At 67.8% G+C, this 20995-nt stretch carries 26 protein-coding genes; 12 read left to right on the top strand and 14 right to left on the bottom strand.

Annotated features, from left to right (window positions below; translation table 11 throughout):
* Positions 1 to 3 precede the first annotated feature (3 nt).
* The 8 genes from AB0C38_RS36270 to AB0C38_RS36305 form a co-directional block, all read right to left on the bottom strand.
* Entirely contained in the window at positions 4 to 855 is an 852-nt protein-coding gene (locus AB0C38_RS36270) for a type II secretion system protein (RefSeq protein ID WP_360682249.1), read from the bottom strand.
* On the bottom strand, positions 852 to 1709 hold the full coding sequence (locus tag AB0C38_RS36275; RefSeq protein WP_360682251.1) for a type II secretion system protein: 858 nt from the start codon (positions 1707 to 1709) through the stop codon (positions 852 to 854). Before AB0C38_RS36275 ends, AB0C38_RS36270 begins: the two co-directional genes overlap by 4 nt.
* Positions 1706 to 3058 carry a CpaF/VirB11 family protein gene (locus AB0C38_RS36280; RefSeq protein ID WP_360682253.1) on the bottom strand — a complete coding sequence of 451 codons (1353 nt, stop codon included), beginning with the start codon at positions 3056 to 3058 and terminating at the stop codon, positions 1706 to 1708. Before AB0C38_RS36280 ends, AB0C38_RS36275 begins: the two co-directional genes overlap by 4 nt.
* Positions 3048 to 3854 (bottom strand): hypothetical protein, encoded by an 807-nt coding sequence (locus AB0C38_RS36285; protein WP_360682254.1) that lies wholly within the window; start codon positions 3852 to 3854, stop codon positions 3048 to 3050. The genes AB0C38_RS36280 and AB0C38_RS36285 overlap by 11 nt, the downstream gene beginning before the upstream one ends.
* Positions 3851 to 4516, bottom strand: coding sequence for an SAF domain-containing protein (locus AB0C38_RS36290; RefSeq protein WP_360682256.1), 666 nt, complete (start codon positions 4514 to 4516; stop codon positions 3851 to 3853). Before AB0C38_RS36290 ends, AB0C38_RS36285 begins: the two co-directional genes overlap by 4 nt.
* Positions 4513 to 5043 carry a hypothetical protein gene (locus AB0C38_RS36295; RefSeq protein ID WP_360682258.1) on the bottom strand — a complete coding sequence of 177 codons (531 nt, stop codon included), beginning with the start codon at positions 5041 to 5043 and terminating at the stop codon, positions 4513 to 4515. The genes AB0C38_RS36290 and AB0C38_RS36295 overlap by 4 nt, the downstream gene beginning before the upstream one ends.
* A 338-nt stretch (positions 5044 to 5381) precedes the next feature.
* Positions 5382 to 5960: a hypothetical protein gene (locus AB0C38_RS36300; RefSeq protein ID WP_360682260.1), complete on the bottom strand. Its 579-nt coding sequence runs from the start codon at positions 5958 to 5960 to the stop codon at positions 5382 to 5384.
* Between the two features lie 46 nt (positions 5961 to 6006).
* Entirely contained in the window at positions 6007 to 6342 is a 336-nt protein-coding gene (locus AB0C38_RS36305; protein WP_360682262.1) for a DUF6355 family natural product biosynthesis protein, read from the bottom strand.
* A gap of 359 nt (positions 6343 to 6701) precedes the next feature.
* Here AB0C38_RS36305 and AB0C38_RS36310 point away from each other — a divergent pair, with 359 nt between their 5' ends.
* On the top strand, positions 6702 to 8954 hold the full coding sequence (locus tag AB0C38_RS36310) for a tetratricopeptide repeat protein (protein WP_360682263.1): 2253 nt from the start codon (positions 6702 to 6704) through the stop codon (positions 8952 to 8954).
* Positions 8951 to 10288, top strand: a complete 1338-nt coding sequence (locus AB0C38_RS36315) for an FAD-binding protein (RefSeq protein WP_360682264.1) — start codon at positions 8951 to 8953, stop codon at positions 10286 to 10288. Before AB0C38_RS36310 ends, AB0C38_RS36315 begins: the two co-directional genes overlap by 4 nt.
* 455 nt (positions 10289 to 10743) lie before the next feature.
* Here AB0C38_RS36315 and AB0C38_RS36320 read toward each other — a convergent pair whose 3' ends face one another.
* Together AB0C38_RS36320 and AB0C38_RS36325 are read right to left on the bottom strand one after the other, a co-directional pair.
* The gene (locus AB0C38_RS36320; protein WP_360682266.1) at positions 10744 to 10935 is read right to left on the bottom strand and encodes a DUF397 domain-containing protein; all 192 of its coding nucleotides are present in this window, start codon (positions 10933 to 10935) and stop codon (positions 10744 to 10746) included.
* 21 nt (positions 10936 to 10956) lie between these two features.
* The gene (locus AB0C38_RS36325) at positions 10957 to 11820 is read right to left on the bottom strand and encodes a helix-turn-helix transcriptional regulator (RefSeq protein WP_360682267.1); all 864 of its coding nucleotides are present in this window, start codon (positions 11818 to 11820) and stop codon (positions 10957 to 10959) included.
* Positions 11821 to 12077: 257 nt separating this feature from the next.
* On the opposite strand from AB0C38_RS36325, the gene AB0C38_RS36330 reads away from it, so the two are divergent.
* From AB0C38_RS36330 to AB0C38_RS36350, 5 genes are all read left to right on the top strand, one after another.
* Positions 12078 to 12410 carry a hypothetical protein gene (locus AB0C38_RS36330; RefSeq protein WP_360682268.1) on the top strand — a complete coding sequence of 111 codons (333 nt, stop codon included), beginning with the start codon at positions 12078 to 12080 and terminating at the stop codon, positions 12408 to 12410.
* Positions 12407 to 12949 (top strand): helix-turn-helix domain-containing protein, encoded by a 543-nt coding sequence (locus AB0C38_RS36335; protein ID WP_360682270.1) that lies wholly within the window; start codon positions 12407 to 12409, stop codon positions 12947 to 12949. The genes AB0C38_RS36330 and AB0C38_RS36335 overlap by 4 nt, the downstream gene beginning before the upstream one ends.
* 197 nt (positions 12950 to 13146) lie before the next feature.
* Positions 13147 to 13509, top strand: coding sequence for a hypothetical protein (locus AB0C38_RS36340; protein ID WP_360682272.1), 363 nt, complete (start codon positions 13147 to 13149; stop codon positions 13507 to 13509).
* A gap of 8 nt (positions 13510 to 13517) precedes the next feature.
* Entirely contained in the window at positions 13518 to 14270 is a 753-nt protein-coding gene (locus AB0C38_RS36345; protein ID WP_360682273.1) for a Scr1 family TA system antitoxin-like transcriptional regulator, read from the top strand.
* Entirely contained in the window at positions 14267 to 14539 is a 273-nt protein-coding gene (locus AB0C38_RS36350) for a hypothetical protein (protein ID WP_360682274.1), read from the top strand. Before AB0C38_RS36345 ends, AB0C38_RS36350 begins: the two co-directional genes overlap by 4 nt.
* On the opposite strand, the gene AB0C38_RS36355 is transcribed toward AB0C38_RS36350, so the two are convergent.
* Positions 14519 to 15640 (bottom strand): helix-turn-helix domain-containing protein, encoded by a 1122-nt coding sequence (locus AB0C38_RS36355; protein WP_360682275.1) that lies wholly within the window; start codon positions 15638 to 15640, stop codon positions 14519 to 14521. The two genes, AB0C38_RS36350 and AB0C38_RS36355, sit on opposite strands and share 21 nt — an antisense overlap.
* 131 nt (positions 15641 to 15771) lie before the next feature.
* Positions 15772 to 16188, bottom strand: coding sequence for an NUDIX domain-containing protein (locus AB0C38_RS36360; RefSeq protein ID WP_360682277.1), 417 nt, complete (start codon positions 16186 to 16188; stop codon positions 15772 to 15774).
* 164 nt (positions 16189 to 16352) lie between these two features.
* On the opposite strand from AB0C38_RS36360, the gene AB0C38_RS36365 reads away from it, so the two are divergent.
* Genes AB0C38_RS36365 through AB0C38_RS36380 form a run of 4 tightly spaced genes read left to right on the top strand, consistent with a single transcriptional unit; the run spans position 16353 to position 18808 of the window.
* Positions 16353 to 17111 carry a TauD/TfdA family dioxygenase gene (locus tag AB0C38_RS36365; protein ID WP_360682279.1) on the top strand — a complete coding sequence of 253 codons (759 nt, stop codon included), beginning with the start codon at positions 16353 to 16355 and terminating at the stop codon, positions 17109 to 17111.
* On the top strand, positions 17108 to 17512 hold the full coding sequence (locus AB0C38_RS36370) for a hypothetical protein (RefSeq protein WP_360682281.1): 405 nt from the start codon (positions 17108 to 17110) through the stop codon (positions 17510 to 17512). The genes AB0C38_RS36365 and AB0C38_RS36370 overlap by 4 nt, the downstream gene beginning before the upstream one ends.
* The gene (locus tag AB0C38_RS36375; RefSeq protein WP_360682282.1) at positions 17443 to 17901 is read left to right on the top strand and encodes a hypothetical protein; all 459 of its coding nucleotides are present in this window, start codon (positions 17443 to 17445) and stop codon (positions 17899 to 17901) included. The genes AB0C38_RS36370 and AB0C38_RS36375 overlap by 70 nt, the downstream gene beginning before the upstream one ends.
* Before the next feature lie 13 nt (positions 17902 to 17914).
* On the top strand, positions 17915 to 18808 hold the full coding sequence (locus tag AB0C38_RS36380) for a phosphotransferase (protein WP_360682284.1): 894 nt from the start codon (positions 17915 to 17917) through the stop codon (positions 18806 to 18808).
* Between the two features lie 162 nt (positions 18809 to 18970).
* Here AB0C38_RS36380 and AB0C38_RS36385 read toward each other — a convergent pair whose 3' ends face one another.
* Positions 18971 to 19597 (bottom strand): GNAT family N-acetyltransferase, encoded by a 627-nt coding sequence (locus tag AB0C38_RS36385; protein ID WP_360682285.1) that lies wholly within the window; start codon positions 19595 to 19597, stop codon positions 18971 to 18973.
* Positions 19598 to 19644: 47 nt separating this feature from the next.
* Entirely contained in the window at positions 19645 to 20346 is a 702-nt protein-coding gene (locus AB0C38_RS36390; protein ID WP_360682286.1) for a hypothetical protein, read from the bottom strand.
* A 387-nt stretch (positions 20347 to 20733) separates the two neighbouring features.
* Between AB0C38_RS36390 and AB0C38_RS36395 the strand changes: the two genes are divergently transcribed.
* Positions 20734 to 20916, top strand: coding sequence for a DUF1508 domain-containing protein (locus tag AB0C38_RS36395; protein ID WP_360682288.1), 183 nt, complete (start codon positions 20734 to 20736; stop codon positions 20914 to 20916).
* Positions 20917 to 20995: the final 79 nt, after the last annotated feature.

Genomic DNA, 20995 nt, shown 5'->3' on the forward strand with positions numbered 1-20995 from the left:
CTCTCAGGTGTGGAGCATCAGGTAGAGGCCGGGGAACGCGAGGAAGGCGATGAACGCAAGCCCGAGCAGCGCGACGGGCATGTCCATGCGGTCGGAGCGGATCGCCGAGCCGGTTTTGCGTTCTGCGAGCTGCTTCTCGTCCAGGGCCGAGGCCTTGGCGCGGAGGGTGTCGACGATGCTGGCGCCGTCCTGGCCGGCGCTGGCGATGATGTGCCCGACGTCCTTCAGCTCGCGGACGCCGGTCTCCTCGGCCAGCTCGGCGAATCCGGCCCACGGCATCCGACCACGGAGCACAGCTTCGTCGATAGCCAGCTTGATCCGCCGGAACGCCCAGCCCGTGCCGAGGGTGACCGGGTAGCGCAGCGCCTCGACGGGACCACGGTCGCCAAGCCTCCCTAACGCGACGAGCCGGCAATAGGCAGCCAGCGCGCCGGCGAACGTCGCCCTCGCGTGCTTGACCTTGTTCTTCAGCACCAGCACCGGCAGCTGCCACCCGACGAGCGCACACCCCACGGACGCCCCGCCGGTCAGCACCATCGGCGTCATGGCCCCGACGAACACGAGGACGGTCGTCAGCACCGGGATCCACAGTGCACCAACGAGCAGGAAGCCGACTCGCTGGGCCACAAGGGACTCGCTCGACTGCCCGACCAGCGCGAGGTCAGCCGGCTTCGCGATCAGTTTCAGCCTGTCGGCGTGGGCAACCGCGACATCGCGCAGTCCACGCGAGCCCTGCGATGTCTCGTTGAGCACGTCGGCGAGGCGCGGCCGCGTCGGCGCGAAGGCCGCCACGATCAGCGTCACGCCGATCGCCGCCGTGATCGCCAAGGCGATCAGCGCCGCCTCGGTACTCATGTCGACTCCCGGTGCAGGAACCGCGGTGCCGATGGCTCGACACCGAGCCGCCGCAGCCACACCACTGCGATGCCGACGACGCCAAGTACCAGGGCGAGCACCAGTTGCCCGCCGACCGTGCTGTAGACCGACGTGTAGCTGTCGCTGCCGAAGGCCGCGAAGCCGACGAACATCACCGCCCATAGTCCGAGCAGGATCCGGGCCGCGGAACGGCGGCGGGCGCGTTCGGTCTCTGCGTCCCGGCGCGCCGCGACATCGGCGGCGATCTGCCGGGCCAGGGTGGTCAGCAGCTCGGCGGTGCCCGTGCCTTGCTGATGAGCGACGCACAGGCCGGCCGCCGCAGCGTCGCCGATCTGGTCGTCGACGTCGTCGGCAAACTGCATCAGGGCGTCGGCGACGTCCCAAGTGCGCAGCCGTTGTCCCAACGTGATGACCTCGGCACCGATAGCGGGCGGAGCGTCGTGAACGGAGCACTGCAGCGCGCCGACGAGTCCAGCGTTGCCGGCGCGAAGGACATCCGCGAGGGTGCGCAACCAGTCCTCGAGCGCTTCCAACCGCTCGATCCGCTGGGTGGCGAGTTTCCCGGCGCCGAGTAGCCACGGCAGGAACACGCCCGCAGCGGCGATGGCGATCCCGACGACCGGCCAGCCGCTGACCAGCCATCCGAGCGCGCCCGCGCTGCAGGCCAGCGCCCACCGCGCGGAACTGCGCCGGCGAGCCGACCACCATGTCGGGAACTGCCCCCGTCGGAACACGGGAAGGTAGTCCGGCTCTCGTCCGTAGAGGCCGAGGGCGACCATCGTGATGCCTGCACCAGCACCGGCGCCCGCCAGTGCGAGGACGAACTCGGTCATTGCGCGCTCCGATCAGTCAGCCAACCGCCGTCGCCGCCGCTGGTGAGCCAGGCGCGGTCGAAGCCGCCGCCCTCGTAGTCCTCGATGTCGGTCGGCAAGTTGCCGGTCGGCACGGAACGCGGCCCTTCGGCCGGGGTGAAGACGGAGGTCCGGGCCGGGCGCCCGTACTCCCCCGGTTCGATCGAGACAACTTCGGCGACCTGACGATCGAGGCGACCGGGTTCGTGCACCAGGTCGACGTGCACGATGAGATCGATGGTGTTCGCGACGACCTCGTAGGCGAACTCGGGTGTCCAGGCCGCGTTCGTCTCCAGGCACAGCAGCACCATGCGGTGGATGGCCTGCGCCGCGCTGCGCGCATGCAGGGTGGACAGGGACCCAGCGCCGCCGGCCGCGAGCGCGTTGAGCATCGGGACGATCTCGCCGCCGCGGACCTCGCCGACGACTGTGCGGGACGTGTTCATCCGCAGGGACTGCCACACCAGCCTCGGGAGATCCACGCCGCCGACCGGGCGGCCGTTCTCCCAGCGCTCGGTGTTGCCCTCCCGCTCCTCGAACGCGACCACCGCGGGGAAGCGGTCCCGATGACGGTGCAGGCCGAGCTCGAATTCGGTCTCCAGCGTCGCGAAACGTTCGGTCGGCGGGATCTCCCAGCACAGCGCTCGCAGCAGGGTCGTTTTCCCGGCCTTCTGCCGCCCGCAGATGACGATGTTCTTCTCGGCTCGCACTGCCGCGCGCAGGAATGCGAGCTGGGCGGTCGAGAGCATGCCGCGCTGTCGTAAGGCTTCCAGGCCGGCGGTGGGTAGCCGGTGCCGCCGGATCGAGATGTGCGGCCGGTCGGTGACGCCGATCGTCGCGGCCAAGCGTTCTCCGCCGGGCAATTCCATGTTGAGCAGCGGACGGGCGTCGTTGATCGTGTGCTCGGTGCGACCCATCCGAGCGGCGATCCGCTGCAGCCACCGAAGGACCGCCTGATCGGTCGACGCGATCCGCGGCGCTCGTCCGACGCGGCCGTCGTGGTAGGACAACCACACCGGGTCGCTGCCGATGATGTCGATGTTCTCCAGCCCGTCGTCGGCCAGGAGAGCTTCGAGCCGGCCGAGGCCGAACATCTCCGCCAGCACGCCCGACCTGACGACCTGCTCCTGCTCGAAGTCGAGGAACGGGCGGCCGGATCCCGCCCACTCCTTGATCACCGTCGCCAGGGCGTCGTCGAGCAGGATCTCCGCGACCGCACGCTCGTCCTGCTCCCCCGACGCGATCTTCTGTTGCACGAGCGGCGCCAGCCGCTGCTGCACCCGGTCGACGAGCTCCTCGATGTCCGCGACCGCGGCGACGTCAACGGACATGGCCGTTCACCACCGGCGGCGGCTTCCGCAGCCAGCTCATCCGCTGCATCGCGCGCTGACCGACTTCGTCGGCGACTTTCCGCCCGTGGGTCAGCAGTGGTGACGTCTCGAACTTTCGGCCGGGCCGATACAGCTCTGAGAACTGCGTCGCGGCGACTGGATCCCAGGGCAGCGCACCGACTACGTGCAGACCGAGCTCTTTCCCGATCTCGCCGTGCGGATAGCGCTGGTGGGTCCGCGGGTCCGGGTCGACGATGAGAACGACGAGCCCTTCGTCGTCGAACACCCCGTGCTCTTCTCGGATGACGTCCACGGCGTTCGCGAGGGCCTGCAGCGAGCTGCGGCAGTTGGCCACGACCGCCACGACCAGGTCGGCCTCCGACAGCGTTGCGGTCGCGGTGGCCCGGCTGCGGAACCGGCCGCAGTCGGCGAGGACGTCGACCGTCTCCAGGTCCAGGAACAACGAGGTCAACCGTCGCCAGTCCAGGCTGTCGGCTTCCCTCGGGGAGCTGACGCCCGGCAGGAGGTGGTGCCGGGCGGTGCCGTCCGGGAGGACGAGCAGCTGGCTCGACATCGCCCGGTGCAGCGGCATGGACCGCGCCTGCAGCATCAGCTCGAACACGCCGGTCCTGCCGTGGCTGCCGTCCGGGTCGAACACGCTGAGCGCGCGCCCGCCGGTCGGATCGCACTCGGCGACGACCGCGTGCCGCGGCCACACCCAGGTCAGCGCCAACGCCGCCGTCGAGACGCCTGGGCTGCCGTTCACCGAGACAAAGGAGATCAACACGCCGATCACCGGTCCTTCGGCAGCACAACGATCGCGACACCGCCGGCCGACGCGCGCGATGCCAGCTGCACACCGTTCGCTTCCGGCACGACGACGTCGACCACCTGCATCGAAGTCGCGACGCGGTCGCTCACGCTGATCACCGCGCCTTGGACGGGCGGCCACGCCTCTGCGCCGGTTCCGGCGGCGCCTGCCGGCACCAGAAGAATCGGCTGGCGAGGTTGCAAGGGTGCGGCGGGCAGCTGCCCGGGCTTCACCGGCACACCGATCAGCTGCTGGCCGGCGCCCGGCACCGTGGCCGAGTCCGACACCGCGTCGGGCGTCACGATCTCGCCCGGTTGCAAGTCGGTCGGGGACGTCCGGCCGACGACTTCCGACCGCCGGTCCCACGGCAGTGGCCGAACGCCGGGGTCGGACCGCACCTGGACTTGGCGCAACGCCTCGGCTGTGATGACCTCGCCGTACCGGACCGGCCGGGCAACGCCGACCGCGAGCACCGCGTCGTCGGTCGCGCGGAAGACCCACACGACACCGGTAGCGGAGAGCGCGGACAACACCACTCCGAGCAGGACGAGCAGTTTGGACCGGCGACGCCGCGGTGGCCGGAGCGGAACCGGGGCGGGAGGCGGAGCGTCGGGAACGCCTCGCAGTTTCTGCACTCGCGTCGTCATCGCGGGCCTCCGGTGTTGAGGGTCCGGATCTCCCGCACCGGCAGCCGCGCCGACGAGGTCAGCGCCATCGTCCTGAACGCGCTCTGCCCGCCTCCCGACCAGCGGATTTCCCAGCGGCTCGTCGCGTTGACCGCGGCTACTCCTCCGTCGACGAGGTCGCGGTAGACGTGGCCACAGGTCGGCGACGGCTGTCCTGCCCGGTCGTCGCTGAACTCGGTGCCAGCCCCTGAGCAGCTGACGGTCGTCCCGTCGCCCGTCGCCCAGTCGATCTTCGCCAACGTCGCGGTGGCGGTCACGGTGACCGAGCCGGCACTGGCGGTCCGCGTCACCGGGCCTACCGTGGCTTCGCGGCGGGCGGTCCACATCCAGACCGGAAACCCGATCGTCGCGCCGTGCGGCGAGTCCGGCGGGGGCGCGAGCCGGATGTCCGGCGCCGACAATCCCATCTCCGAGATGGCCTGCTCGGCCAGCTCCGCCGGGGACACCTGCGGAACGGCGACCGGCTGCCCGTTCGGGGTGAATACCACTCGCGGCCATCCCTGCAGAGCGCCGCCGCCCTGGCAGATCAGCAGCCTCAGCGAGCCATCGGACGGTGCGTGGCCACCCCACAGCGGATCACCGGCGGGCGGTGGCGTCCACGAGCTGTCCGTACACGGATAGCGCGGCCGCTGCGCGCTCTGACCGGCTGAGCCTGCGCCTCCTTCGTGAGGGCTGGGCTCTCCGGCGGAGCGGCCCGGGTCGGCAGCCGACACCCAGCACATCCCGCGAGTCCCGGTCGACGTGCACCCACCGGGACCGGTCTGCCCGTACGCGGTCGCTGGTAACGCCACCGCGGCGAGGCCGACGGCGAGCACGCAACTGCTCTTCAACATGGCTTCTCCAGACGTGGTTGGACCTGCTGCACCAGCCAGCGGTCGGGATCCGGATACCGGACGACCTGAGCTTCGAACTCGTAGCGGCGCGGCTGGTCCGGGTGGTCGAGGTTGCGGCCGAACTCGCCCGCCTTATCGCTGACCAGGTGCTCCTTGGTGGCGTCGAGGCAGTCGGTGATGACCACGCGCTGCGGCTGGGCGACGGAAACCGACGTCACCTTCGGGGAGCGTCCGTACCGGCCTTCGGTATGGGCCGGTACGGACGCGAGGTTGCCGACCTCGTTGACGTAGCCGGTCAGCGCCGGATCAGCCATCGCCTTCGCGAGTTCGGGACGCCAGTCCTTCTCGCGCGGCGCGCGGCCGGCTTGCTCGCTGATCCGCCAGTACAGCTCGTACGCAGCCAGCGCGGCGCTCGCTGACGCTGCCTCCGGCTGGACCGTTTCTGGTCCTGACGGAAGCGAAACCGGCGACGACAGCTCGGTAACCGCTGACGTGTCTGTGCCACCTGCGCATCCCCCCAAGCCGACGGAGAGAGCAATCGACGACGCAACCGAAAACCAAATCTTGGGCATCTTTCGGCCTTCCTGCCAGCAGTTCACTGCTGGACGCGCTGCGACGTCACGCCGGCCCGTAGTACCCCGGGTCGCACCCGACACCGCCGTTCCACCATGCGCCGATCACGCGCCAGCGGATCCCCGGCTGGAGGTTCGTGGTTCCCGGCCCGACGCAGGTGTGGTACAGGTTGAAGAAAATGTCCTGAACGTCAAGCATCACGGTCGACCCGGAACCGTTGTCGCAGTGCGTGTACTCGCCTCCGCCGATGTAGCCACAACCAGCGATCTCGACCTTCTCTGACGTCGGCCGGGCGGAAGCGTCCATCGCTACAGAGCAGCCGAACGACAAAGCGATCGAAACAATGACGGAAGCGCGTTGAAGACACGTTGAAAAAGACATGTGATTCTCCAAAATATGCCTTGAGTCCGAAAAATGGGGCGTACACAACGCCCCGGACGAACGGGTGTCAGCCAGATCGAACAGAGGGAACTTCCGATGAATGAAGCGGAGCAGTCACCAAGCGCTAGCAGTGCACCGTCTTAGATGTCACCCATCTGGCGTCACAGACGGGTTAACCGTCACTTTCAGTGCTCGACCTTCCACCTCACGGACGATCTTGCTCGCGGCGTCCCGCGACTTGTCTGCCTTGAAGCTCCCGCGGCGTTACCCTCACTGCCGAGGGGTACGTATCCGTCGCTCGGTGCTTCCATCCCAGGATCAGCTGGAGTGACAGCGATTACTAGGGGGTTTCTGTTTTCATGTACAGGAAACATGAAACACAAGGAACGAAAGTCGAAAAGCGAAAGACTTTCGGAACCGAGCTTCGAGATGTGCGCATCGCCCGCGGCTTTTCACTGACGGAACTGGCCGCTCGCACTCACTACAGCCGAGCTCACCTCGCCAACGTCGAGCACGGCCGTCGCGCTGCGACCACGGAGCTGGCACAGGCTTGTGACACTGCACTCGAGGCCGGCGGCGAGCTGCTGGCTCTGATTCCACGTCCACGCCAGGGCGATTCGGAAACAGCAGTGACGCGTCCCGCGCAGCTGCCTGCAGCTCCGGGCCGGTTTGTCGGGCGAAGCGCTCAACTCTCGGCTCTCAACGCGGTCTCAGGCCAAGCGGACCGGCTGTCGATCGCCACCGTGCACGGGCCACCCGGAGTCGGGAAGACGACTCTGGCCCTCTACTGGGCCCATCGGGAGATCGATCGCTTTCCCGACGGCCAGCTGTTCGCGGACCTTCGAGGCCATTCGGCGCACCAATCGCCCGCCAGCCCCGCCGAAATCCTCGAAGACTTCCTGACTTCCCTGGGACTGACCCCTGCGGACGTACCCTCCAGCGAGGAGAAACGGGCAGCGCTGTTTCGCACGATGACGCACAACCGTCGCATCCTGGTCGTCCTCGACAACGCAGTCTCGTCCGACCAAGTACGCCCCTTGCTCCCCGGCGCGGCCGGCAGCACGGTGCTGGTGACGAGCCGGGTCATGCTCACCGGACTGGTCGTGCGCGCGGGTGCGACACAGCTGGCCCTCGCCCCGTTCGACGCCGACGATTCACTACGTTTCCTGCGTGAAGTCGTCGGCCCACGGGTCGACGATGAACCAGAAGCCGCGCAAGCCGTCCTCGACCGGTGTGGTCATCTCCCGCTCGCCGTCGCTGTAGCCGCGGAACGCATCGCCGCCCATCCCGTTCGTCTATCCGAGCTCGCTGACGACCTCGCCGAAGAGCGTCAACGGCTCGCTGCCCTTGCGTCGGACGAGGACGCGGACGTTCGTGCCGTCTTCTCCTGGTCTTATCGGGCTCTTCCCACGGCGGCAGCACGGATGTTCCGGTTGCTCGGCCTACACCCAGGCAAGGAGATCAGCGTCTCGGCGGCCGCGGCGCTCGCCGACACACAGTCCGACCAGGCATCGCACCTTCTTCGCGCACTCGCCATGTGCCACCTGGTCGAGGAGGCCGGCCGAGGCCACTTCTGGCTACACGATCTGCTTCGGGTCTACGCATCAGAGCAAGCACTCGCCGTCGACGCGCCCGAAGACATCGAACGAGCTCGAGTTCGTGAGCTGTCGTGGTACCTCCACACTGCCGTCGACGCGGGGCGCGCTCTGGAGCCGTTCCGGCCTCCGACCACCGAGACCACGGTCCCCGGCTATGCCGATGCCTTCGCCTGGTGCGAGCAGGAGCTGGCCAGCTTCCCTTCGGTGGTCGGGCTCGCACTCAAGGTCGGACACCCTGATCTTGCGTGCCGCATCTCGCAAGCTCTCTTCTCTTACTTCCACCTTCGCAAACCTTGGACGATCTGGGAGCGCACCTACCACCTCGGTCTGGAGGCCACTTCCAAGCTCGGCGACCCCTGCCTGCAGGCTGACATGCTGACCGGCCTCGGCCTCGTCGAACTCGGCCTGGGAAAGCCGGAAAGCGGCCGTCAAGCGTTTAGCCGAGCGCTGGTCCTGCTGGAGAACGAGGGGGAACCGACCAGGTCAGCGTGGTGTCACATCGGCATCGGACTCGCGCATGCGGACATGGAGGACGTCAGCATGGCCCGGCGCGCGCTCGAGCGCGGCATGGTGATCCACCGCGACCAGAACGACCAGCACGCCGAATCGGTGGCGCTGGTACATCTCGCCGACCTTTGCCGTGGAGAGAAGCACACTGAAGACGCGCTCCTGTACGCCGGCCGCGCGCTGTCGCTTTGCAGGTCCATCGACGATAAGTACGGCGAAGGACTTTCGCTCTATCAATTGGGGATGACCTACCTCGCCGCCAACATGCTCGACGATGCACTGCGCGAGCTCGAAGAAGCCCTCTCAGTACAACGAGCCGCGCATGATGACAAAGGTCAGGCCGACACCCTGTGGGCTCTCGCACAAACGCTGACTGCTCGCGGCGACAGCGCCATGGCGCGTTCTCGGCTCGAAGAGGCCGCGAGCATCTTTGAGCGGCGAGGGGATCCTGCCGAAGCCGCTGTGCGCGCCAGCATCGCCAATCTGAAGGACGGGGCAGCTAAGTGACTTCGGACGTCTTCTCCCATCTGAATCTCGACGGCACGATGGTCACCGATCCCACCGCGACAGCCTTCGCGGCAGCCGACTTCGGTGGCATCATCAACCACCCGCCGCTCGCAGTTCTCCGCGCCGGATCCTCGACCGACATCAAGACCGTCTTACCCATCGCTGCGGCCAACAACATCCCCGTCGTGCCTCGAGGGTGCGGCCACACCAGCCTTGGGCAGGCTCAGGCGCTCGACGGCTTGATCATCGATCTGACCGCCATGGACGAAGTTCACGATCTCAGCGAAGACCACGTGACCGTCGATGCCGGCGCGACCTGGAATTCAGTTCTCGCACGGACGCTTCAGCACGGACTGACTCCACGCGTCCTCACCGACTACCTGGGAACGTCCGTCGGAGGCACCCTATCCGCGGGCGGAATCGGCGGTACCAGCCATCGATACGGAGTCCAGACGGACAACGTGCTCGCCCTCGATGTCGTCACGGCCGACGGGGCACTCCGTCACTGCTCGCCGACACAGCTACCCGACCTCTTCCACGCTGTGCTCGGAGGGTTCGGCCAATGCGGAGTCATCGTGCGAGCCACTCTGCCGCTGGTGGCGGCACCAGCACGCGTGCGGCGCGTCAAGATCTACTACCCCACCATCGACGACCTGATCGCCAGCCAGCGCAGCCTGCTCGCCAGCGGCCGCTTCGACTTTCAGCAAGGAGAAATCCTGCCGACCCCAGATGGCTGGGTCTACATGCTGGACGTCGCCTCGTACTACACACCACCTCACGAGCCCGACGACGATCTTCTCGTTTCAGGGATGGGCTTCGCAGCCTCCCGCGACAAGATCGAGGACTTGACTTACTGGGAGTTCGCCACACGGCTCGACGAGACCGTGACGTACCTCGAAGGCACAGGCGAATGGCAAGCCCCGCACCCTTGGCCGAACTTGCTTGTGCCCGACGCAAGGATCGATTCGTTCACCAGCGGAATCATGGCCGGCCTCGAGCACGCCGACCTGGGCGCGTCCGGGTTGATCCTCATCTACCCGATGACCACCACAGCTTTCGGCACCGCGCTTTTCCGGCTACCCGAGGCCAGCACGGTGTACCTGGTCGCCGGACTTCGCTTCGCTACGGACGCGGCGACAGCCCGGGAAATGGTGGCCGGAAACCGACGCTGGTACGACGCCGCCATCAGCTTGGGCGGCACCAGTTACCCCACCGGAGCCATCCCGTTCACCAGCGCCGACTGGACACGTCACCTCGGTGCGGCACGGGTGGCGCTCGCCGAGGCGAAAGATCGGTACGACCCGCAGAACTTGTTCCCGCGACGGTTCGCTTGATCCCGATCGGCTCACCAGTGAGCCAAGGTTCCGCACGGCGACGCTGATGGCCCCGGTCAAGGCCGTCAGCAGGTGGGCCGCGATGAGTCCGCCCACCATCCAGTACATCGTCGGCACCAGGCAGGAGTCCGCCTAAACATCAGCTTACGCAGGGTGACGCCACACGGCTGGCGGGCAATCCATCCGGAGCTCCATCGACGTCTTCGTCGAGAACATGAAGCTCGAACCGCACGGTGTCGTAGCCGCCGGCTTCCCAGGCGAGGTCGCTGTCTCCGATGCGCCACTCCCTGCCGGTAGCTCGCTCCCTCAGCAACCACGCCATCGCTACCTCCTGGCTCAGCGAACCCGACCTCGGCGCGACGAACGTATCAGACCCATAGAACGTGCGTTCGATTGACGCAACGCACGGCGGGCGGGCTCCGGCCAGCCCCGGAACCCGCCCGCTCTGCTGCTGACTACTTCGCGACGGCAGTCAGGAAGGCTGACCAGCCAGCGTCCGCCATCACGAAGAAGCCGCCACCCGGATCCTTCGAGTCACGGACGGCAGCACTGTCGCCGAGGATCGCCACCTCGACGCATTCATTGCCACCCTCGCCGCTGTAGCTACTCTTCCGCCACACCGCCTCCGGCAGTTGCGTCTTGTCCAACGTCGGTCTCCAGTCTTTTGATCACCCGGCCGCCCCGATGATCTCCATCAGCAGTCCACGGGATCCGGCCGGCTCTTCCGCCGACGTCCAGAGTTCCTCGAAGGCTTCGACATACGGCTGGACCTCGGCTTCCTGCTCAAGGTATACGCCAGCACGCAGCAGCTCGATGTAGCCGATGTCCGGCTCGGCGTCGTCGAAGCTCAGGACGGTGAACGGATAGCCCATCGCGCGGTATGCCCCGTTCCCGCTCTTCAAGAACCGGATGTCGACGTTGGGCAACTCCATGAGGTCGGCGATCCGACGGAGCTGTCCGAGCCAGGCTTCGTGACCACCGACCTGGAGCCGGAGCACCGCTTCGGTGAGCACGCAACGAACGCCGAGCGGCGCCTCGTCCTGCAACCGAGCCTGACGCCTGATGCGCGCCTGAACTCGCTCTTCGCGTCGTTCGTCGTCGGGCGCGGAGCCCAGCTTCGAGATGGCCCTGGCGTAGTCCTCGGTCTGAAAGAGTCCCGGCACAACGTCGATCTTGAAGATCCGCGCCTCACTGGCCTCGGACTCGAGCGCCACGTACTCACGCACGTCCGCGGCGAACGCCTCAGCTGAGATCTGGTCCAGCCAGCGCGAACTCTGAGCCGCCTGCGCGTCGCGGAACAACGCGTCGCGTTCGTCCGCCGGCCGGCCGAAGTGCAAAGCGAGCGTCATGACGTCGGCCGGCGTGATCGGGAGCTTGGCGGTCTCGATCCGCGATTGCTTCGCCGTTGACCAGCCGACCGCCTTCGCGACCTCCATCTGATCCTGACCAGTCGCAGTACGCCAGGCCAGGATCGTTCGAGCGATCCGCCTCATGCGGACCCCGGCGGTTTTCGTCTTGACCTCGTCGGCCACGGACGCTCCTCTCGATCGATCGGCGTCGAGCCTACGGCAGTGCAGGCAAGTTGCACGGTCACCCGACCGGGTGGCTATGCAAATTTACACGGTCGCCTACTTGCATCGCATGCAAATTTACGCGACCGTACTCGCAGCATCATTCCGCGGGCGCTTAACCAGCCCGCCCAGGACAGGCGGCGGAGGTGCGAAGGCCATCCCCCGACAGGCCTCATTCCGCATCTCCGCCGCCGCAAGAAAGCCTCGGGAGGGAACCCATGAGCACCCCGGACGAGTGGGGCCAAGTGCCCCTGGCCTGGGAACGTGTCAGCGGGGCGATCGCCGTCTCGCGTGAACACGGCTGGGAATGGGCCGTCCGCCCCGCAGGTTCGGCCACACCCGAAGAGCTGATCGGCCACCAAGCTGCCGGCACCCACGACGACGTGGTGGTCATCGAAGCTGCCAAGAACCCGATGCAGGCGACCGGCGCGAGCTTCGCACCGGGCGACTGGGGTAAGCACGGCAGCGTCCCGATACGAGGTCCCATCACGGGAGCACCCGACAAGGTCCTGTTCGAAGTGCTGGGCTGGACCGACGAGGACGCACGATGAATCCGATCGCACGCCCCGAGTTGTCCCCGCAGCAGCGGTACACCCTTGCCGCCGCCGCACGAGACGCCGACAGCCGTAAGCGCATCCGCGCCGAAGCCATCCAACGCTGGTACAGCGGTGAATCCCGCGCAGGCGCGGCGGCACGCGCAAACGTATCGCCGACGACGATCCGGCGGTGGGTAAGCGATTTCGCCGAAACCGGGTCGGTCCAGATCGGACAGAGGAGTCCGGCTCAATCCCCGACGCTCCACGCGCCGCGCGGGAACGTCGTCGCCGCCTCCACGCGCCAGTTTCTGGCCGCCCTTGCCGCGGAGTTGCTGGGCGCACGAAGGCAGCGCGACTGGTCCAGGACTCAGCTCATCGCCGCCAGCGGCGTCGACTACAGCTCGGCCGTCGTCGGTCATTGGGAGCGCGGCAGCCGCGCGATGCCCATCGTCGCGTTCGCGATCCTCTGCCGTGGCCTGGGAACGGATCCTGGGGAGGTGATCCGGCGGTGCTACGACGAGTCGTTCACCCATGTTCGCGGGCTTCCACGGTGAGCGGCTTCCTCCCCGGCGCCGTGGAGACTGGAGGGAAACCACGCGCGGGGAGGAAGCCGTCGACACCGGGCGATGCTGGGCCCGGCATCCCGACCGTAGCGAACAAGCACCGCGTTCTTCCTGGGTGTCACCGACCCGGGGCAACCCGCAGAGTTATGTCCGCCCTCGCCGATCCACGCTCCGGGTGGTGAACGACGATGCCGTCGAAGAAGATCACCTGGCCGTCCGAAGGGGACCTCAAGATCGCCGAGTCTCCTGAAGTCATTCATCTTTGCCGAGTCCTCATCGGACTGCGTCGACTGTCCAGGTCGGGCGAACCACCGTCACTATCGGGAGTTTCCATGACCCGTGCCACGCACAAGCTCGTTGATGTCCTCTTGACTGTCGAAGCCCGAGTCGCCGTACTCAGGACTCAGCTGACGGACGGCACGGCAACTCCGGCCGCCCAGCGCGACTTCGCGGATCAGGTCGAAGAAGCGGTCGACCTGATCCGATCCCACGCCGACGACACCGACGCCGGAATCGTCGCGGCATCGCGTCATCTCCTTCACACGGAATGAGAACCCTTATGTCCGAACCCAAGTTGTATCCGGCTTTGCTGCTCCTCGGTCACACCCTGCGAGAGCTGCGCACCAAGCACGACGTCAGCCTGCGTACCCTGGCCCGAAGGCTGGGATTCACACCCTCAGACCTTTCAGCATGGGAACTGGGCCTTCGCCGACCTCCGGCAGAGACACTGGGATTCATCCTGGGCTACCTTCAGGTGCGGCCACCGATCTACCGTCAGCTCGTCCGGATACACCAGCAAGGTGACCGGTTGAGCTGCGTCGAAGAACTCGCTCCGGATACAACCAGCCTGCAATATGCCTACGAAGACCTTGCCGTTCGCAAGTTCGAGTGGGCGCCACACCGAGTCCCGGAACTTTTACGGACACCCGAGTCCATCCAGGCCGAGTTGCAGGGTCGCGACGTTCCGCCCGACGATATCGACCAAGCGATCTTCGCGCAGCGGGTGCGGGAACTCGACCGGCCGAAGCGCTGCGCGAACGTCGTCCTGGTGAGCGAAGGAGTCTGGGCTCCTGCGACTGGCCTGCCGCGGCTGACGAATGTCACGGCGGGGATCGTCACAACGAGTGCCTTCGCGCCTGGCACGGTCGACGGATTCACGCTCTACGAGACCCCGTCCGGGCTCTTCACCGTTGTTTTGCGGCACGAGCACACGCGGATCTATCTGGGCGATCCCGAGACAGTAAAGCGTTACCGGGCAACATTCGCTCGCCTACAAGCCCAATCTGTCGACGACGTCGGCGCGTCACGATGAGCGCGGTGATCTATGTGGACCTGCAGGCCGTCCACCCGGTGATCGACGGCGAGTGGCACCGTCTCATCGAGGTACTGACGCCAGGACAAGCGTTCACAACGCTCTGCGGTATTTCGGACACCGCGACGTTCGTTCCGCTGAGCGAACGGCGGGCACGGGGAGCTCCTCGACAGTGCGACCGTTGCGACGTGATCCACCGACGCAAACAGGGCATTCCGCTGCAGCAGGACCGTGTCAGCGATGCGGGACTACGTGGCAGGCGACAGTAGGCCGCGAAGACGTCGTAGTGCAACGCGTCCGGCGTCAACGAGAGCTGGGAGGTGCCCATGCTTGGCCGCACGGACAGCCCGCTGCAGCTGGTGCGGCAGCCGACGATGCTCGGCGGTTGCAATAGCCGAGGCCAGAGCCTCCTCGGCACCGGCGCGCTCGCCTGTCGCGGCGAGGACTTCGCCGGCAGTCACCCGCTCGATGATGAGCCACTGCGGTGCGGCAGGTTCTCCGGCGTCGGTGTTCAGGACCTTGAGGGCCTCGTCCGGGCGATCCATGGCGAGGAGCCCACGGGCGTGGATCTCGCGCAGCGTGAAGGGGTTGAGCAGCAACTCGTTCCCCGTCGCCGCGTCGAGTCGCTGCCGGCATCCTTCGATGGCCCCGGCGAACTGGTCCGGCAGTCCCGCATCGCCGGCAGCCCGGGCGAGCAGTGCGAACGCCGCGCCTTGTCCAGCCTGAGTGGTGGATATGGCGACGGCATACTCCAGACGGGCGACGGCGGCTCGGAGGCGACCGGCTTTGCGGAGTTCGTTGCCGTGCATCCGAAGGGTGTTCGCCAGGAAGTGATCATCGTCCAGGTGCCGGGCCAGAACGAGGGCTTTGCCGGTCCAGGCCGCGGCACCGGAGAGGCGTTCTTCCGGCAGCACAGTGCCGAGGGAGACACCAAGGGCCAAGCGTGCGGAGGCGAGCAGATGCAAGGTGTCGCGCTCGAGGCGGCCTTCGGCGGCACGGGCTTCGAGGCGGGCGGCCAGCGGCCACAGCTCGTTGACGGCTTCGATGACCCGGCCGGACTGGCGGGCGATCTCGGCCAGCCGGATCACGCTGTCACCGAACTGCACGAGCGCGGCGAAGTCGGCGTCGTCGGGATCGGTGACGCCGAGCAGGTGGAACGGCAGCCCGAGGGCGCGGGCGATGTGCCGGCGTCCGGCGACGTCGCCAGGCGTGCGCTTGCGGGTTTCGATCATCGCGACGTACGACTTGTCGTAGCCGAGCAGGACGGCGAGCGCCTCCTGGCTGAGCCGGTTCGCAGCACGGTAGGCGCGAAGGATGGTCGCGAGATCGCGCGAGCCGAGTGCTGCCGCGGCAGCGGGGTCGGACCACATCCAGACGGCGGGGGTCAGCCGCGGTGGTCGCGGAGACAGGCTGGTGCTCGTTGCGCGGCATGCCGGACAGACCGGTGCTCGGAAGGACCGGTTCAAAGCTGCCCCGCAGCGTGCGCACCCGGCCATGACCGCTACCGGACCGCCTGCCGGACTCGCAGCCGCTCGAACCACGCGGCGATCGAGCGCTTATACCCCTCCGGCATGCGAAGCCCGGGAACCTCGTGCTCGGCGAACTCACCGATCCGGCTGTGTTCGTGGCTGAGCACCGGTGCAGCCGTCGAGGTGGAGGTGCAGCCGTACGTCACGATGAACACGTCCTTCTTGGCGACGGCGATGTGGTACACCCAGGCGTCGAGAATCTCAGCGACTTCGACCGGCAAGCCACTCTCCTCGGTGATCTCCCGCGCGACGCACTGCTCTGGGGTCTCTCCGGGCTCGATCCGGCCGCCCGGCAGTTCCCATTCGTCGCGCTCGTTGTGCACCAGCAGCACCCGGTCGCCCCGGATCAGGACACCCTTGATCGACACCGGGTATCCGGACTCCGCCACCAGCACCAGCCTCCCGCCCTCCGTGCGCCTTGTGTCACCGACCGTAGCAGCGCGGGCCGACCGTCAACCCCGGCGCGGGTTGACGATCTGTCAGTGGACGCCGGCCGGGCGGCCCGGTGTGCTGGCCGAACTGGAAGAAACCACAACCGAAGGGGGATGCCGCCATGCCTGTGACCGCGCTCGCGGAGTGTCATGTCGACGTCGCAGCGGCGGGCGGCGTCGGCGAGCTGGCCGGTGTGCTGGCCTGCGACGGTGTCGCGCTGTTCGACGGCGTTCCCGCGGAACAGCAGCTGCTGCAGCTGGCGGTCCGGCTCGGCCGGCTCGTCCCCCATCGCGACAGCACCGGCTCAGGTCTCACCGTGATCACCGACCGCGGCGACACCCGCCCGTCCGCGGGCCAAGCCGGGTTCAGCCGGCACGCTCTGGCCCCGCACTCCGACTGCTCGGACCTGCCGCGGCCGCCGCTGCTGGTGGCCATGACGTGCATCCGCCCCGCCGTACGCGGCGGCGACTGCGTCCTGGTCGACGGCCGTGCGGTTCACGACGAGCTGGCAACGAGCGCGCCGGAGGCCCTGGCCGACCTGTCGGCCCGGCGCGGCGCCTACTTCGGCGGCGCGGCCGGGATCGTCGGGAACGTCTTCGAACCCGGCCCGAGCGGGTTGGTCGGAATCCGGCTCCGCCGCGACGAGCTGGCCCGCTTCGCGCCGCAGACGCAGCGGCGGCTCGCCGTGCTGGCCCGGATCATCGAACGCCACACGGTCACCGTGCCCACGAGGGCCGGTAGTGGATACGTCGTCAACAACCATCGCTGGCTGCACGGCCGCACGGCCTTCACTGGCGCGCGGAGGATGCACCGGGCTCTGATCGATCCCCGGCCGGTATGGCGTATCCCGGCCGGCTTCGTCCCCGTGGCCGCGTCATGACGAGCGTCGCCGCGCCCTACCTGGTGTCGGAGCTGCAGGAAATCGTCGGTGAGCTCCAGCGCGGCAAGTGGATGATCGCACGCTGGGAAGACCTCGGCCCGGACGAAGACCTCGCCCACTGGCAGGCAGCAGTACGCGAGACCTGCACCTCCGACATCGACCCGCTGTTCATCGACATCCGTCGCCGCAGTCTCACCGTCGTGCTCAATGCCGCCCTCCCCACTCCGGACATGGAGCAGATCCATCTCTCCATCGCCGCCGTCGAAACCAGCCGCTTTCACCGGACGCCGCATCCGTGCGAAGCACAACAATCCGTGAAGGAGAACCCGCAATGTCGATCGCAACCAGTACCCACCGGACCGGACGCACCCTCATTTCCTCCGACCTCTTCGACCGGCTGACCGACCGCATCGTCCAGGCCGAAGGCCTCGAGCGCGACCTCGCCGAGCGCATCATGGACCAGGCGCTGGCATTCCTGCTTGCGTGCGCGACCAACGTCGGTGCCCCGCTCGCGCCGAGCGAGCTCGTGGACATCGGCTGGCACACCTTCCTCCTCGACACCAGCGAGTACGCCGCGTTCTGCGACCGTGTGGCCGGCCGGTTCATCCACCACGTACCCAACGACAACGAGCCCACCACCGAGTCCCCCGGCGACGTCCTCGCACGCACAGTCACAGCCATACTCAGCCTCGGCTTCCACCTGGACGACGCCCTGTGGCCACGCACCGCCCTCGGCAGCTGCACCGGTTGCCACAATGGCTGCCACGACGACCCGCCCCCGGCAAACTAGGAGGACGCGCAGCATGCCCCGCAGCACCTGGGACGCACTGCCCGCCACGGTCCGGGCGGCCATCGAACACGAGACCGGCGACGTCCACGAGGCAGTGCTTCCCAGCGCAGGCCGCAACTCCGACTTCTCCGCCACCCTCCATACCGCCTCAGGCACCCTCTTCTGCAAGGGAATCGCCGACGCGGACGGCAACCGCGGACGCATGCACCGGCACGAAGCCGCCATCAATCCAGTCCTCCCCGTGTTGGTCGCGCCTCGCCTGCTGTGGCGCACCGAAGCCAACGGCTGGCTCCTGCTCGGCTTCGAACACTCCCCCGGCCGGCACGTCGACCTGTCACCACGCTCGCCTGACTTGGACGCGGTACGCGACGCCGTCACGACGATGGCCGACGGGCTCAGGACAGTGTCGGTCGAAGCACCGGCCCTGGCGGAGCAGTGGGCTCGGCTGGCTGCCTGGCGACGACTCGCCAAGGACACCCCATCCAGTCTCGACCCCTGGGCTCAAGATCACCTCGACCAGCTCACGGCCTGGGAAGCCGCCGCGATCGAGTTCGTCGCCGGAAACACCCTCGCGCACACCGACCTCCACGCGCTGAACCTGCTGGTGCACGAAGGCAGGGTTCGGATCGTCGACTGGGCCTGGTCCCGGCGCGCCAACGCCGCCGTCGACCCGGCGTTCCTCATCACGCGCCTGATCGAAGCCGGACACGACCCCGCCGACGCCGAAGCATGGGCAGAGCAGCTGCCGATCTGGCAGCACGCTCCTGCAGGAGCAAGAACGGCTCTCGCGGTCGCGATCTGGGGAATCTGGGAGTACCTCGAACGCCACCAGCCCTTGGCCCATCGCCCGGCTCTCACCTCCGCCGCGCGAGCGTGGGCACGCCTCCGGCTCGCGAGCATTACCTGAACCGCACGAGTGAAGACATCAGCTGCGGTGCGCGCAAGGGGCCTATCGCCATGCCCTTCCGCGCTCACGAACCATCCAGTGCTCGGGCAAGCTCCTACCAGCCGAACTGCCGGACCTGCCCGAAGCGCTCATCGACGGCCGATCCGAGCACTCCTCCGGCACTCATCGCCCGGCTTCGTCGCCACCGCGATGGATGCACGGTGATCCGGCTCGACGCATCGCGATCCGCGCCCGGAACGACTGAGCCACCGGCCCGTCGGGCAACGGAGCGGTCCACCGGTACGAGGGAGCGCGGGTTACTGCCGCCGCGACGAGCGTGCGGCCGTAACCGAGGCGGCGGTAACTCGCTACTACGTGGACGTAGTCCAGGGTGGCGACTTGGCACGGGACGCAGATGCTGAGCGTCGCCGAGGCCACCTGACTGCCGTCGAGGTGGAGAGCGACCTGGCCTGCCAGTGTTCCAGGTGCTGGCGAACGGACGACGATGACCAGGCCATCTCCGACCGCCGCGGCAGTCGTTCGCTGGCTCGCAATATCGAGGTGGGCCCATTCGGCGAGGCGCCGCTCGGACGGGTCGCAGGCCTCCAGCGCGCGGCACACCTCGCAGAGCGTGGCGTGCAGCCGGTAGCGATGGCTGTACGGTGCGAGCTTCTCGTAGAGACCAAGGTCGAGCCGGTGCCCGCGCAAGCAGGCGCTGGGTTTGCCGGTCGCTGGTCGGACCGGAAGCAGCTCGCCGAACTCGTTACGCGCGCCTGACCGGGCTGTGCTGCCGGGCTGGTCGCTGGTCATCGGGCGATGTGCCATGGGCCGGCGGCGCTCGGCCGGGGCCGGACGGTTCATCCTGCGGCCTCGGTCAGCCCGGTCCGCGCGCGGGGGCGACCTACGGCGGCGGCGCCACCCGAAGCTGGCAGCTGGAGTGCGGCGGTGCGCGGACGCGCCGCTGCCCCGCGGCCCCGAGCAGAAACGACGACGTCGCGGGATTCCAGGTGACCGAACCCGTCCACGGCGAGGCCGCTCCACTTGCGGTTCGAGACGCGCAGCTCGAGGTCGACGCCGGGCCAGGCACCAGTGGTCAGCAGGACCGCACCTCGGTTGCGGACGCGCCCGGCCAGCTGACGAGCCAGTTGCGGTTGGACGCCTTGGGCGGCGACCGGGCCGAGTACGACCAGGTCAAACCCATCGATCAACGCCGAGACGACCGCGACGAGCTCGGCCCCGGGATCGGGCACCAGAGCGAACCGGTCCAGGTCGACACCCAGTTCGGCGGCCGCGACAATGCCGAGGTCAGGCATGCCGGTAATCGCCGCCCACGAACCCTGCTGCGTCGCCTCGGTGAGCAGGGCAAGGATCAACGCCGTGGAGCCCACGACGGACACGGTGCTGCCACGCCGGAGCGCACCTCCTGGAAGCAGCTCGGAGAGCGCCGGTGTCACGGGCAGCGATCCGGCGGCGGTCGGTATCTCGGGGTCCGGTCGCTTCAGCTGGGCGGCTGTGCGGAGGCCAGGGATCGTCGCGAGCCTGGCCACCTCCTCGGGCATGGCCACCACGTACCTCCAGCACCACGAACGCGCGCCGGAGACGCCCACGTGGGAAGCCGCGAGCGAACCCGAACATTAATCGAACACTTGTTCGGATACTGCGAGACTAGAGGGTGCGCTGTCAAGTCGAGCCGGTCAAGCTCACCCTGCCCGCGACCTCGACGCAGCGCAGGGCGCCCGTGCTCGCACCCACTGTCACCGACCAGGGTGTTGACCAGGGCAACCCGTCGAGGTGCCGAAGATGCCCTCGACCGCGTCAAGACCCGCAGCGACCTACTCGACGACCGCCCTTCACTTCCAGCCGGGTTATGACGCTCGCTGCGCTCACCTACCTCCGCGACGCTACGCTCGATCGAGAACGAATCATCGCGGGACAAGGAGGTCACCGTGGCTGGCAAGTTCGAGGTGTACCAGGACAAGGCCGGAAAGTTCAGGTTTCGCCTGAAGGCCGGGAACGGCGAAGTCGTCGCCGTCGGTGAGGCTTACGAGAGCAAGACCAGCGCGAAGGCCGGCTGTGAAGCTGTGCAACGTGCCGCCGCTGGAGCATCGATCGTCGAAGTGGAGTCCTAAGTAGACGCTGTTGACGATGTCGTTGTCATCTCTGGGTGATTCCGAGACCGACGGTTCGGTCGGCACCACCCGGAGATGA

It is taken from the genome of Amycolatopsis sp. NPDC048633 (genome assembly GCF_040650695.1).
Taxonomy (GTDB): Bacteria; Actinomycetota; Actinomycetes; order Mycobacteriales; family Pseudonocardiaceae; genus Amycolatopsis.